Source organism: Cellvibrio fontiphilus (genome assembly GCF_042646205.1).
GTDB classification, from domain to species: Bacteria; Pseudomonadota; Gammaproteobacteria; order Pseudomonadales; family Cellvibrionaceae; genus Cellvibrio; species Cellvibrio fontiphilus_A.
Map to the genome: position 1 here is coordinate 280,218 of NZ_JBHRTF010000003.1, position 13,099 is coordinate 293,316.

Below are 13,099 nucleotides of genomic sequence, written 5' to 3' on the forward strand. Positions count from 1 at the left end.
TTTAACAAGGTTATAAGGTTTAAACGCGGCCCGACAATCCGTGCCCGCTGAGCGCGTCAGCTCAGCACAACATAAAACAACAGCCCCAGCAGCGAGGCGATGGACAAGCCAAAAATCCAACTGTCCTGTTTGAGGTTGCCGGTCAATTGCGGAATAAATTCCTTTAACCGTTTGCGCGGCTCGGCCGGCCGCACCGGTGATTCAATAATCTGCAGGGTGATATTGTCGCGCCCGCCGTTGGTGAGTGCGGCATGCATTAGCTGGTCAACCGCTGCCAGGCAATCGCTGGAGTCACATAAAATTTGGGCGATGGTTTTATCGTTAACTTCATCGGTCAAACCGTCGCTGCAGAGTAACACCCACTGATTTTCCTGCCATTGGTTTTCCAGGTGATCCACTTTTACCAGCGGTAATTCCTGCATGCCCAAGCACTGGGTAATGATGTTTTTTTCCGGGTGAAAATCGGCGTCCTCGGCTTTTATTGCACCGCTCTCCACCAACATTTGTACGTAGGAGTGATCAGTGCTCAGTTGTTCCAGGCGTCCGCCTTCGCGGTTGGGTGTCCAAAGGTAAGCGCGGCTGTCGCCAACCCAGGCAATTTGATAGCGATCTTTATGGCTTTTTAAGGCGACAACGGTTGACCCCATACCCGGCGCCCCCACCCCCTGGCGCGCCGAGCGAATAATACTCAGGTGTGCCTGCTGGATAGCATCCAATAACGACAGCTGGGGATTGTTGCGAGTGTTTTGTTCGATGGTGTCGCGCACTATGGCGCTGGCGACTTCGCCGGCTTCGTGCCCGCCCATTCCATCGGCGACCAACCATAGACCCTGTTCCGGCTTGCTGAGAAAGCAGTCTTCGTTATTGCTGCGGGTGAGTCCCGGGTGGGAGGCAGCGCTGTAATCAAGCGGTTTGGTGGTCATAGGTTGAGGTCAGCGTCATGCCAGTTATTGTTCGGATTGATCCGGCAATACTAGATGACTTTATGCTTCAAAACTATCTGGCCGGGGCAAATCTATGCGCCCCGGCACACTTGATTGCAGCGCCAGCAGCACCACTAACAGGTCTTTATAGCAAGGCCCAGGCGTTCAACAATATCCTTCTGGCCCGCATGGGTAACCAGCGCGATGCTGGCTTTTTCTGTTTGCAGATAAGTGGCTGCAACACGCTTTAAATCCTCAGCGGTCACCGCCAATACCCGGTTGCGGAATTGCTCGCGTTTTTCGCGGGTGCGACCAAACAATTCAGCCTGGTAGGTGGATTTTGCCTCGCCGGCGGGCGAGCCGGGTTTATCAATACTGCCAATCACGCCCAGAATGGCTTCTTCCACCGCCTGCCATGGGTGATCGGTCGTTTGCAGCCATTCCAGTGATGCATCGAAATCCGCCAGAGTTTCTGTTAAGCGCGGGTCGCGGTAGGAGTAAAAGCGAAAAGCAGCACTGTTGCTGTCCTGACTCGCACCACCACCGTAAGCGCCACCCTGTTCGCGAATGGTGCGATGCAAAAAGCCATTACGCAGAAAGCCGCCCAGCACCGTAAGTGCTGCAGCGTCCGGGTGATCACTAGGCACTGTGGGGTAGGCTTTGGCACAGAAGTTAACTTGGGTATTGGTGATCCAAGCCTCGCGAATGGTTTCTTTCACCGGGGGCAGGGTGAAGTGGGCGAAGTCATTGTTGGTGGCTTCCGCTGGCCAGCGCGCCTGCAGGTTGTCGCGATAGATATCCAGATGTTCTTGCTCACCCACAATCAAAAATTGCTTGGGAGCGGTCAGCACCAGTTGGTGGATGGCCTTGAGCTGCGCAGCGAAACCGGCCAGGGCCTGGGCATCGTTCAGTGAATTATCCAGGGCTTTGAGTGCGGCAATGCCTTCAAGCCCACTCAATTGGTGCGATACCTTGGCGGCCGGGCTCATCCCGGCGCAGGCTGCGGTCATGGCAAGGCTGTGGCCATTACCGGTAATGCTTTGCTCGCGGCGCGCACGACTCTGGGCGATCAACTCGCGGATGCGACTGTGTTCGTCAAAGCGCACTTCCAATAAGGTGGTCTGCATCAAGTCGTTAAGTGCAGCGCTGTTACGGCTCAATGCTTTGGCTGAGAGTGTCAGGTAGGCATCTATGGCCTGCACATCATCACTGGCACCACGAATGCTGCTATATGCGCTGATGGAGCCAACTACTTCTGCCTGCCAGCGCTGGGTAGCCAGGTAATCTTTGTCGCCTGCGCCCAGTTCAGTCAGGCAGATGCAGTAGAAAGGCAGGATCTTGATTTGCGCCTCGCTGAGTGCAGGCAGTTTGCAGGTGATCTGTTGGTAAACCAGGCCATTGGTGCCCGCCGCATAGCGGCGCAGCGGGTAGTGGTGGAATAGCTCATGGCTGCCTGCGGTGTAATGCAGGTTGGCGGGGATATCGGTCAAATCAACTTTGGGCAGAATACTTTCGTCGTCATGTTGCTGTTGGCGCTCCTGCAGGGCATGGGCGCGGGCGATGATTGCCTGCTTTTGCTCCTCGCTTAGCGCGGCTTTCATCGCGGCTAAACGCGCGCTTTCTGCCGCTTTGATCCGCTCGCCCATTTGTGCATCCGGGCGCAGGGTCAGGCGCACACGGTGCGGGTTGTCCAGCAACCATTTGCGTACTGCCTGTTGAATAAACGCCGGGTCCTGGGTTTTACGGCGCAGGTTTTCCAGGGCCGCATCCACATCCAGCAGGGCGATAGGATCGCCGCGGTGGGTTGCCGAGGTGAGTCCGGTAAGAATTAACTGCAAACCGTAGGGATAACCATCGCCTCCCACTTCGCGCTGGGATAATTCCAACTGGTGAAGTGATGCTGCAATTTGTTCTTGTGGTATGCCTTGCTCGGCAACCTTGCGCAGGGTATCCAAAATCAGCGCTTCCACTTGAGTGACGTCTTCCAGCTTGCAACCTTCAAGGCCGCAGACAAACGCCATCTCACGGGATGAATCATCCAGGCCACACAAAGGCGAGGGCGCTTGCCCCAGCTCGGTAGTCTCCAGTGCTTGTTGCAGCGGAGAGGCGCTGTTATCCAGCAGGATATTGGATACCAATTGGGCTTCCAGCGCTTCATCCAGATTGGTGGTTTTGCCCAATAACCAGGCTATCACCAGATGATTTTTTTCATCCAGATTATCGGCATCGCTCTCTTCAATCGGGTAGGCCTCTTCGACCGCAATCGGTGCGTGGTAACGTTTTTCATCACCTACAGCAATCACTTCATCCAAGGCTTCAAACTGGCTCAAGGCGCGGGTTTCAAATTTCTCTTGATGTACGGCTGCCGGTATATCGCCGTAGGTCATAAAAATCGCATTGCTGGGGTGATAGTGGGTGCGATAAAACTCTTTTAACTGCGCATAAGTTAAATTGGGAATATCTTCCGGTTCGCCACCACTGTTGTAGTGATAAGTCGTTGTGGGATACAAGTATTTACAGAGGGTGTGCCAGAGCTGTGAAGACACCGAACTCATGGCGCCTTTCATTTCATTAAACACTACTCCTTTAAATACCAGATCCGAGTTGGGGTTGTCGGTTTCGGCAAACTCAACACGATGACCTTCCTGCGCAAAATCCAGTTCATCCAGGCGTGAAAAAAATACCGCATCCAAGTAGACATCCAGCAAATTATTAAAATCTTTTTGGTTCTGGCTGGCAAAAGGGTAGGCCGTCCAATCAGAGCTGGTGAAGGCATTCATAAAAGTGTTGAGCGAGCGGCGCACCATCATAAAAAAGGGGTCGCGCACTGGATACTTTTGGCTGCCGCACAGCGCCGTATGCTCAAGTATATGGGCGACGCCGGTGGAGTCATGGGGCACTGTGCGCAGTGCGACCAGAAAGACGTTTTCATTATTGTCAGCCGCTAAATGAATATGCTGCGCACCTGTTACTTTATGGCGATATTCTTCAACACGAAGCTTCAATGCATCGATATCCTGGCTGCGCAATAATTCAAACGTTGGATAACTCATAAGCTCATAACTCTCTTGGAAAATTCTGGATCATCAGGGTTGCAGTTCGCGTGATAAAAACGCGCTGGGAAAATATCGGGTGTTAAAAAATCGGGTGTTAATAGCTGCTCAATTATTTTGCTGGGGAATAAAAGCAGCGAGTTGTGCAATAAAATTCACCATCGCCTGTAATAGTGGCTCATAGTGAACAGCTTGCCGCTCAAGTTGTTGTAGAGCGTAGCAACTTGCCTCCAGGGTTGAAAGCTGATTTTCGCTATGTGCCTTGCGAATTTTGTAAATGGAAGCTGGCGTATTGTCCAGGCTTAACAGGGGTAATTGTTGCAGTAGCGGGTTGAGGTAGAGCATTTTTCGGCTCTTGCGCCAAGTGGCATCAATCACAATCAAACGCAATTGTTGTGCGTTAATGTTGCTCAAGTCAGGTGTTGTTGGCGGCGGCATTACTCCCAGCGAACGGTAATCCGCCAGAGCAGGGTAGAGCAACAGGGGAAGTCGCCCATCTGCGTAGAGCAGTGGCTGCAATAGCGTATCTGCAAACGTTTCGCCCACTAACAGCTGGCTGTTTTTTAAACTTAAATGCAACAAACCCGCGGTATTTTTTGCATTGGTCGATTCTTCCGGATGTTGCAACAGCACCAGCTCTACCTGATTGTCGATGGCTTGAATAAACCGGCATAGGCAGGTAGGCAAAGGGCGCAAGCAGTGACTGCAGCGGGCGCGTGAATGTGAAGCTTTATTCATCCTGCAATCCTGGCTGGCCTGCCACTGGCAATTTATCCCCATGGGCAAGGTGCGCCACACCGAGTTTTTCCATTAACAGTAAACAGGTCGATTGCTGCTGGCTAATCAGGGTTCGTTTCGCTTTGGCACTCAGTGCTTTGAGTGCGTATTCACGTTTACTGGCACTGGAGCGAGTGTGGTCCGCCTCCAAAAAACATAACTGCACTGGCGTGCGGCCACGAAAATAGCGCGCACCCGCGCGGCCTGAAGTATGGGCCTGCCAGCGGCGCGGCATATCCGTGGTAATTCCGGTGTAAACTTGGTTGTCACTGGTGAGGATCATGTAAACCAACCAGTTATTGTCGGGGTTTGGCTCGTGCAAGCGTGTGGCGCCAATTAGTTGAGTGAACGGAAAGTATATGGCAAAAGAATCCAGCAGTCAGGATCGCAATTTTGATGATTTGGCGAAGCGCTTTAAAAAAAATATTTACGGTGGTTTAAAAGGCGATATCCGCCTGGCGGTGCTGGAACGCGACTGTCGTGAACATATCCCAGTTGTTCCTTTTGGCGGCGAAACCCGTGTGTGGCGCATCCTGGATGCGGGCGGTGGCCAAGGGCAATTTTCCCTGCAATTAGCCAAAGCCGGGCACAAAGTGGTGATTTGTGATATTTCGGCCGAGATGTTGAAACTTGCAGAACAGCAAGTGATCGAAGCCGGCTTGGGGGAAAATGTCCAGCTCATTCACTGCGCCCTGCAGGACTTGCCCCAACATTTATCGCCAGCAGAGCTAACCTTTGACTTGGTGATTTGCCACGCGGTAATGGAGTGGATGCAAGAACCCAAGGAACTATTGCCTTGTTTATTGCGACATTTAAAACCGGGTGGTTATTTATCCCTGACTTTTTACAACCTACATTCCCTGATTTATAAAAATCTGCTGCGTACCAACTTTAAAAAAATCATCGAGCAGAGTTACGGCGGCTCCAAAGGAAGCCTCACCCCGATTAATCCCCTTGATCCCGCACGGGTAATGCAGTGGCTTTCAGAACTGCCCTTGGTAGTGCTCGCCCACAGTGGTATTCGGGTATTTCACGACTATATTTTCAACGAGGAGCATCGCGCGCGCGCGCCGGAGCAACTGGTGCAAATGGAGCTGGCTTTTTCTCAGCAGGAACCCTACCGCTCGCTGGGGCGTTACATTCATCTGTTAGCCAAATCCACAGAATAAAAATCAGGAGGCTATTCATAATGGGTCATTTTTTTGTGCGCCGTAATGCCGGTGAGTCCAGTCCAACCGCAACCGCGTCAGCCATAGGCTTTAAGCTCGCATTAATTTATGCCACCTTTTCTGCGCTATACATTTTATTGTCCGATCAATTGCTCTACTGGCTATTTAGTGACCCTGCCACGATTACTTTCATTAGTACTGTTAAAGGCTGGGCATTTGTCTTTCTCACCTCGGTGATGCTGTATTTGCTGGTGCGCACTCAAGTTGGCATGGCGCTGGAGGCATCGCGTCGGCAGCGCGAGGTTAATGAAGAAAAGCTAAGGGCAATGTTGCTGCTTGACTCTATTTCGGCCAATTCTACCGACGCCATTTTTGCCAAGGATTTGCAGGGGCGATATTTACTTTTTAACCGTGAGGCCGAGCGCGTCACCGGTAAAACGAGCAGTGCTGTTTTAGGTAAAGATGACCGTGCTATTTTTTCTGCGCCTCAGGCAGAAACCGTTATGGCAAATGACCTGAGTGTAATGCAGCAATGCAAAACACTGACGTTTACCGAGGTACTCACCACAGCCGATGGCGATTTAACCTATCTTGCTACCAAGGGGCCGCTACGCAATGATGCCGGCGAGGTTGTTGGTGTATTTGGTATTTCGCGCGATATTTCCGAGATGAAACAAGCGGAAGCGCGTATCCATTACCTGGCTTATTTTGATGCGTTAACCGACCTGCCCAATCGCTCCTTATTAACGGATCGTCTGACACAATGCATCACACAAACTTCACCGGATGATTGCCAGGGCGCTTTGATTCTTTTTAATGTAGACCGCTTTAAAAAAATCAACGATGCACGCGGCCAAGCTATTGGTGACAATCTACTCAAAGCCTTGGCTGAGCGAGTCGCTAGTGTGGTTGGCAATGGTGATACTTTGGCGCGTATGGGGGGCGATGAATTTGCGGTTCTGGTGCGCAGCCATCTCAACAATTCACAACCCACAAGTCACATTGCGATGATGATTGTGAATAACATCCAACAAGTCATAGCTGCTCCCTTTGTGGTGAATGGCGATGAAATACGCCTCACCCTCAGCCTTGGGCTAACGCTCTTTCCTGAGGGCAATGACTCTGCTGACGAGGTAATAAAACGCGCTGATAATGCCTTGCACAAAGCCAAAAAATTGGGTGGCAACCAGGCACTGTTTTTTGAAGCAGAAATGCGCAATAACGCCGAGCATTACTTTCAAGTCGAGCGCGAGTTGCGCCAAGGTATAGCGCGCGGTGAGCTGCAGCTTTATCTGCAGTCCCAGGTTGATGCTAATGGCAAGTTAGTTGGTGCAGAGGCCTTGGTGCGCTGGTTGCATCCGCAACGCGGTTTGGTGCCACCGGTAATGTTTATTCCTGTTGCCGAAGACACGGATTTGATTGCCGATATCGATAAGTGGGTGTTTGAGCAAGTCTGCCAATTGTTAGCGAGTGCTCCTCTGCGCGAGCGTCCTTTGCGCATTGCCGTCAATATCAGCCCGCGTCACTTCAGGCACAGCAATTTTGTCAATTGGATCAAAAATACCATTGCCTATACCGGCGTTGATGCGGGAAAACTTACGCTGGAAATAACAGAAGGTTTATTGGTTGACAATGTGAATGATGCGATTGCCAAAATGAGTGAATTAACTACCTTGGGCATTCATTTTTCTATCGATGATTTTGGCACAGGTTATTCATCTCTATCTTATTTGAAACGTCTGCCAATCCATGAATTAAAAATTGATAAAATGTTTGTGCAGGACGCACCGGAAAACAGCGGTGATGCAGTTCTGGTGGAAACTATTCTAGCCGTGGCTAAACATTTGCGTTTGCGCGTTGTTGCTGAGGGTGTAGAAACCGAAGCGCAGGCAAACTTCTTAAACGAGCGGGCTCTGGTGAACCATCAAGGATATTTATACAGTAAACCAGAACCCGTAGAGCAGTGGCTGGTGCATCAATTGCGACTTGGCGATGAATAATAAAAAAGTTAAGGTTTGCCGGTGATATTGTTAATCAAAATATCGCGTGCTTGATTGATCTTGGCTGCCAGATAATCATTGCCACCCCGGTCCGGATGGAGTTTCTGGATCAGCCGACGATGGGCGTCTTGCACCATGTCCTGGGTAATTTCGCCTTTGTTTAAATCCCCCGTGAGACCAAGAATACCGAGCGCTTCGGTGATATTCATGGCTGCAGTTGCGACCGGCGGAGGCTGTTGCCCCTGCTCATTGCCTTGGTTCTGGGTTTGACCCTGTTTGTGTTTGAGCCACAGCGGGAGTGCTTGCATTAGCAATCCGAAACCGGCGCGCAAAAACGGCAGTAGCGCACCTATGGCAGCCCCTATCCAATGCATACGCCCGGTTACTACCAAAAGAACCAGCACACCAAGGAAAATCCCTGTGCCCAAGCGCCATAGCGTTTTGCGCTGTTCTTTGCTGCTCATTCTCTTGTAACGAGCGCTGATAATTACTGCTGATGTGACCACTACCGCGAAAATAAGAATGTTCAGCATAAGGTTAATGACCTGATTTTGTGCCTTGAAAAATATCCGTGAAATGTCTGCATTATCTGGATAATGCCACTGTTACGCCAGCGAACCAATCGCTTAATCGAGGTTTTTGTTTATACTTGCACAGCTGAATAATTTACGCCGAGGCTATTGTGCACTGAGAAGTGTGTGCACCAAAAATGATGGCTAATGCGTCTCCAGAGGTTTATATGACTGAATTCCTATCGACTGCGTTACTTCATCGTATCAGCCGCTGTTTATTCGTTCTGGGGATTGTTGGATTTACGGCACTATTGTTCGGCTGCGGCGGCGGTTCTTCATCGGGTACAAACATTGCACCCAACAGCGCGTCTGCGTCGTCCCTATTCAGCCCATCGAGTACACAAGCCTCATCATCAAACACAGACTCAAGTGCAGCTGTGTCATCGAGTGCTGAGCTGTCATCGGCCAGTTCCATTTCCTCTATTGCGTCTTCTGCAAGCTCTGGTCTTATTGTTATTTCAGGTCAGATCACCTATGACTTTATTCCCCATGATGAATCCGATAACGGCCTTGATTACGCTGCTACAACCACAATGCCCGTCAGGGGATTGGTTGTAGAGTTGCTGGATGCCAATAACAATATATTGTCCTCCAGCATAACTACGACCAATGGCGATTATTCGTTCACAGTAACCCGCGATTTACCTGTGCGTGTGCGTGTAAAAGCGCAATTAGTATCACCGCAAATCAATAATCAGGCGAGCTGGAATTTTAAAGTTACTGATAACACCAGCAACAATGACCTTTATGCGATGAATGGTTCGCTACTGGTCGCTGCACCATCCACAGCAGTGCGCAATCTTCACGCAGCATCAGGGTGGACAGGAAATGCTTATACCCAACCGCGTATCGCTGCACCTTTTGCAATTCTTGATGCTATTTATACCGGCCTTGAGCGGTTGCTTAGTGCCGATAACTCGGTGCAATTACCTTCGCTCGAATTGCGTTGGAGCCCAAACAATATTACTGCAGACGGTGAGCTGGATTTGGGTGAAATTGGCACCAGTTTTTATCGTGATGACCTGAATGCAATTTATCTTCTGGGCGGTCAAGATGAAGATACTGATGAATATGATCGCCATGTGATTTTGCATGAGTGGGGGCATTATATTGAGGCAAAATTATCTCGCTCGGATAACATCGGCGGCGACCATCAAGGCGATGATAAATTAGATATGCGAGTCGCCATGTCCGAAGGTTTTGCCAATGCATTTTCTGCGATGCTGCTGGATGATCCTGTCTATCGGGATGCCAGTGGTGAAGCGCAGGCCAGCGGTTTTCAAATCACAGTTAATCGCATTAATAATGCGGTGCGCGGCTGGTACTCTGAGGCTTCGATTCAATCTGTTTTGTATAATTTTTACACCAGCGATAACAATAAAACAGCGCGTAATTTTTCCGATATTTTTACCATTATTAGGCGTGAAAATTATCGCTCCAGCGATGCTTTTGTGTCGGTGTATCTGTTTGCTGAACAATTACGCCTAGCTATGCCTGCTGTTAGTGTCGGGTTTAATAGCTTATTAACCGGGCAAAATATTGCGATCACTGATCGCTTTGGTTCTGGTGAAAGTAATTCGGGAGGCGCGGTTGCCAATTTGCCCGTCTACAAAAATCTTCCGGTCAATAACACCTCAGTAAATGTGTGCAGCTCTAATGAAAATGGCTCCTACAATAAGCTCGGCGTTTCCCAGTTCTTATTGTTGAATATAGTGTCCAGTGGCAGATATGAACTCAAGGCAACTGCATCACCTCAAGGGGCCAGTGTTTCTGATCCGGATCTTTACCTTTATCAGCAAGGCCAATTAATCGCACAGGCCGAGTCTGCTACTGCCGATGATGAAACGATAAATCGTTTTCTCTCTGTTGGTACATATATATTGGAAGTGGTCGAAGCAAGTGCGTTGGATTCAGATGTAAGTGCTTCAGTTGACCAGTGTTTTAATGTGCGCGCTTTACCAAATTAGGTAAATATTATGACCAGTAAAATATCAGGCATATTGTTTTTTTCGTTGATCATTTTGCTTACGCAATCATGTTACTCAGGCAATCGCTCAGCGGACAGCGACAGTAATAGATCGCAAGTTCATACGCTTGGCAAGCCGGGTGCAAGCGTCAGTATTAGCAATTCACAGCCGATTCTATTGGCTTCGCTGGGTGCGCAAGACTTGGTGCTTATATTGGAGGGGCCGGCTGCTTTTGATGAGTTGTCGGTGCGTGTTGCATCCAGTGATGGCCTAAGCCTTCTATCGCCTATTGATTCGGTCACTTTTCTTCCCACCTCTACGGGCAAATATAATTTGCCGCTCAGCCTGAATGTAAAACGCGAGGGGCGCCATTACGTGCGGTTGTATGTTGAACTGGTTACCGCCAATAGTCGTGCGCAACGTGTGGTGTCGGCAATTATTCAGGTGGGTTCCACCATTACTAAGCAGCAAAAAACAATCCCGAAAAGTAATACTGATGGAGTGATTTCGCTACCCGCCCAAGAGCAGGTAATGCCAAAGGATTGAGCACACAATGCTTATTGTGGTTTGTTTATAATGCTCTAAAAATTAGTTCACTTTATTAGTAAAGAGGTGTTTTTATGTCTATCCAACGTTTGCCCGCCGAGTGGGAGCCACAGGATGCGGTCATGTTAACCTGGCCGCATAAAAATACTGCCTGGAACTGGATTCTTGAGGATGTCACTGAGTTATATGAGGCCTTGGCAACAGTGATTGTTGATTACGCTGATGTCATCATTGCTGTGCCGGATCAAATGAAAGAAGAGGTTTATGCACGCCTTGAAGCTATGGGTGCTCCTATGGAGTATATCCATTTGTATCCCTGTGCCAGCGACGATACTTGGGCGCGCGATCATGGGCCTATTACGGTAGAAGCAGATGGTGTTTTTAAATTACTTGATTTCCAATTTAATGGTTGGGGTAATAAATTTCCTCATGCTCAGGATAATCAAATATCCAAAGTGTTGTTCAACCAAGAGGCTTTCCCCTATGCCGTTTTTGAAGAGCAGGATTGGGTACTTGAAGGCGGTTCTATAGAGACTGACGGCCAGGGCACGTTATTAACTACATCGTCTTGTTTGTTAAATAAAAATCGTAATCCGGATTTGACCAGGGCAGATATAGAGGCGCGCCTAAAAGCAGCATTTGGCGTGCGTAAAGTTAACTGGCTTGATTATGGTTATCTTGCGGGCGATGACACCGACAGCCATGTAGATACTCTGGCGCGCCTTTGTCCCAACAATACAATTGTTTATACGGCATGTGACGATGAAAATGATGAGCATTATGCTGAATTAAAAAAAATGGAAGCTCAGTTAAAAACGTTTACTAATGCTGATGGTGAGCCTTATCGTTTGCTTCCTCTTCCGTGGTCGGGTCCAGTTTTGGGGCGTGACAGTGATGAGCGGTTGCCATCTACCTATGCCAATTTTCTTGTGATCAACGAGGCGGTATTAGTTCCAATCTATGAATTGCCGATGGATGAGGATGCATTAGAGGTGGTATCTCAAGCATTTCCTGGATATGAAATCCTCGGTATTCCCTGTAATACCCTCATAGAGCAAGGGGGGAGCTTGCACTGCATTACCATGCAAATTCCTGAAGGTGTTTTGGAGCCACTTTAAATGCGCAGTAATCAGTTCAAAAAAAATCTCAAAGTTGGTGTAATTCAACAGTCATGTAGTGCTGATTTGAATGAAAATTTCACCAAAACCCTTAACAATATTCGCTTGTTGGCTGCACAGGGAGCTGAGCTGGTGGTTCTGCAAGAACTGCATCGAGGTTTGTATTTTTGCCAACAAGAAATAAGTGATCATTTCGATCAGGCTGAAACCATTCCTGGTCCCAGTACGGATCGATTAGGCGATCTGGCGCGCGAATTAAATATAGTAATAGTTGCCTCTCTGTTTGAAAAACGCGGTGTGGGTTTGCATCACAACACAGCAGTAGTTTTAGAGCGAGACGGTTCAATTGCTGGGAAATATCGCAAAATGCACATACCGGATGATCCCGGTTACTATGAAAAATTTTATTTTACCCCTGGCGACTTGGGCTTTTATCCAATTCAAACCTCGGTTGGTTCTCTAGGGGTTTTAGTGTGTTGGGATCAGTGGTTTCCTGAAGCAGCCCGTCTTATGGCGATGGCTGGTGCAGACTTATTAATTTATCCAACGGCAATTGGTTGGACTCCTGATGAAGATGCTGAGGAAAAAACGCGTCAGCGTGAAGCCTGGGTGACAGTCCAGCGTGCTCATGCGATTGCCAATGGTTTGCCAGTAGTCAGTGTTAATAGGGTAGGGCATGAGCCTGATCCTGCCGGTGGTTGTGGTCTGGATTTTTGGGGTAATAGTTTTATTGCAGGACCGCAGGGAGAGTTTCTATGGGTGGCATCTTCCGATCAGGAAGCAAACGCTGTGGTCACAATAGATTTGCAGCGAAGTGAGACCGTCCGTCGTATGTGGCCTTATCTGCGCGATAGGCGCATAGATCACTATGGCGATCTATTAAAGATTTATCGCGACTAAAGTCTTATGGATCACACAGGCTTATCATCAAACTCGGAGAATTTATCCTGCGCTGCTACAGGTCAGCAATGTCG

11 protein-coding genes are annotated in these 13,099 nt (G+C 49.1%); 6 read left to right on the forward strand and 5 right to left on the reverse strand.

Annotated elements, in window-relative coordinates; genetic code table 11:
• Positions 1-56: 56 nt before the first annotated feature.
• The 4 genes from ACFODX_RS06760 to ACFODX_RS06775 form a co-directional block, all read right to left on the reverse strand.
• The gene (locus ACFODX_RS06760; protein ID WP_378117380.1) at positions 57-923 is read right to left on the reverse strand and encodes a PP2C family protein-serine/threonine phosphatase; all 867 of its coding nucleotides are present in this window, start codon (positions 921-923) and stop codon (positions 57-59) included.
• A 134-nt stretch (positions 924-1,057) separates the two neighbouring features.
• Positions 1,058-3,976: an insulinase family protein gene (locus ACFODX_RS06765; protein WP_378117382.1), complete on the reverse strand. Its 2,919-nt coding sequence runs from the start codon at positions 3,974-3,976 to the stop codon at positions 1,058-1,060.
• 108 nt (positions 3,977-4,084) lie between these two features.
• A complete protein-coding gene (locus ACFODX_RS06770; protein ID WP_378117384.1) occupies positions 4,085-4,714 on the reverse strand; it encodes a tRNA-uridine aminocarboxypropyltransferase in 630 nt (209 codons plus the stop codon).
• Positions 4,707-5,075, reverse strand: a complete 369-nt coding sequence (locus ACFODX_RS06775; RefSeq protein ID WP_378117386.1) for a GIY-YIG nuclease family protein — start codon at positions 5,073-5,075, stop codon at positions 4,707-4,709. The genes ACFODX_RS06770 and ACFODX_RS06775 overlap by 8 nt, the downstream gene beginning before the upstream one ends.
• A gap of 37 nt (positions 5,076-5,112) precedes the next feature.
• Between ACFODX_RS06775 and ACFODX_RS06780 the strand changes: the two genes are divergently transcribed.
• Positions 5,113-5,922: a methyltransferase domain-containing protein gene (locus ACFODX_RS06780; RefSeq protein ID WP_378117389.1), complete on the forward strand. Its 810-nt coding sequence runs from the start codon at positions 5,113-5,115 to the stop codon at positions 5,920-5,922.
• A gap of 20 nt (positions 5,923-5,942) precedes the next feature.
• Positions 5,943-7,922, forward strand: a complete 1,980-nt coding sequence (locus ACFODX_RS06785) for a putative bifunctional diguanylate cyclase/phosphodiesterase (RefSeq protein WP_378117391.1) — start codon at positions 5,943-5,945, stop codon at positions 7,920-7,922.
• Positions 7,923-7,930: 8 nt separating this feature from the next.
• Here ACFODX_RS06785 and ACFODX_RS06790 read toward each other — a convergent pair whose 3' ends face one another.
• On the reverse strand, positions 7,931-8,386 hold the full coding sequence (locus ACFODX_RS06790; RefSeq protein ID WP_378117393.1) for a molecular chaperone DnaJ: 456 nt from the start codon (positions 8,384-8,386) through the stop codon (positions 7,931-7,933).
• A gap of 275 nt (positions 8,387-8,661) precedes the next feature.
• Between ACFODX_RS06790 and ACFODX_RS06795 the strand changes: the two genes are divergently transcribed.
• The 4 genes from ACFODX_RS06795 to ACFODX_RS06810 all read left to right on the forward strand — a co-directional run bounded on the left by ACFODX_RS06795 (position 8,662) and on the right by ACFODX_RS06810 (position 13,025).
• Complete coding sequence (locus tag ACFODX_RS06795; RefSeq protein WP_378117395.1) at positions 8,662-10,461, forward strand: hypothetical protein; 1,800 nt, start codon at positions 8,662-8,664, stop codon at positions 10,459-10,461.
• A 9-nt stretch (positions 10,462-10,470) separates the two neighbouring features.
• Positions 10,471-11,007 (forward strand): hypothetical protein, encoded by a 537-nt coding sequence (locus ACFODX_RS06800; protein ID WP_378117397.1) that lies wholly within the window; start codon positions 10,471-10,473, stop codon positions 11,005-11,007.
• 74 nt (positions 11,008-11,081) lie between these two features.
• A complete protein-coding gene (locus tag ACFODX_RS06805) occupies positions 11,082-12,125 on the forward strand; it encodes an agmatine deiminase family protein (protein ID WP_378117399.1) in 1,044 nt (347 codons plus the stop codon).
• Positions 12,126-13,025: a carbon-nitrogen hydrolase gene (locus tag ACFODX_RS06810; protein WP_378117401.1), complete on the forward strand. Its 900-nt coding sequence runs from the start codon at positions 12,126-12,128 to the stop codon at positions 13,023-13,025. It abuts the gene before it with no gap.
• Positions 13,026-13,099: the final 74 nt, after the last annotated feature.

Excerpts from the sequence above, each read along its gene's own strand:
- ACFODX_RS06780 (WP_378117389.1), top strand. The coding sequence starts at position 5,113 with ATGGCAAAAGAATCCAGCAGTCAGGATCGCAATTTTGATGATTTGGCG.
- ACFODX_RS06760 (WP_378117380.1), bottom strand. The coding sequence starts at position 923 with ATGACCACCAAACCGCTTGATTACAGCGCTGCCTCCCACCCGGGACTC.
- ACFODX_RS06810 (WP_378117401.1), top strand. The coding sequence starts at position 12,126 with ATGCGCAGTAATCAGTTCAAAAAAAATCTCAAAGTTGGTGTAATTCAA.
- ACFODX_RS06770 (WP_378117384.1), bottom strand. The coding sequence starts at position 4,714 with ATGAATAAAGCTTCACATTCACGCGCCCGCTGCAGTCACTGCTTGCGC.
- ACFODX_RS06765 (WP_378117382.1), bottom strand. The coding sequence starts at position 3,976 with ATGAGTTATCCAACGTTTGAATTATTGCGCAGCCAGGATATCGATGCA.
- ACFODX_RS06800 (WP_378117397.1), top strand. The coding sequence starts at position 10,471 with ATGACCAGTAAAATATCAGGCATATTGTTTTTTTCGTTGATCATTTTG.
- ACFODX_RS06790 (WP_378117393.1), bottom strand. The coding sequence starts at position 8,386 with ATGAGCAGCAAAGAACAGCGCAAAACGCTATGGCGCTTGGGCACAGGG.
- ACFODX_RS06805 (WP_378117399.1), top strand. The coding sequence starts at position 11,082 with ATGTCTATCCAACGTTTGCCCGCCGAGTGGGAGCCACAGGATGCGGTC.
- ACFODX_RS06795 (WP_378117395.1), top strand. The coding sequence starts at position 8,662 with ATGACTGAATTCCTATCGACTGCGTTACTTCATCGTATCAGCCGCTGT.
- ACFODX_RS06785 (WP_378117391.1), top strand. The coding sequence starts at position 5,943 with ATGGGTCATTTTTTTGTGCGCCGTAATGCCGGTGAGTCCAGTCCAACC.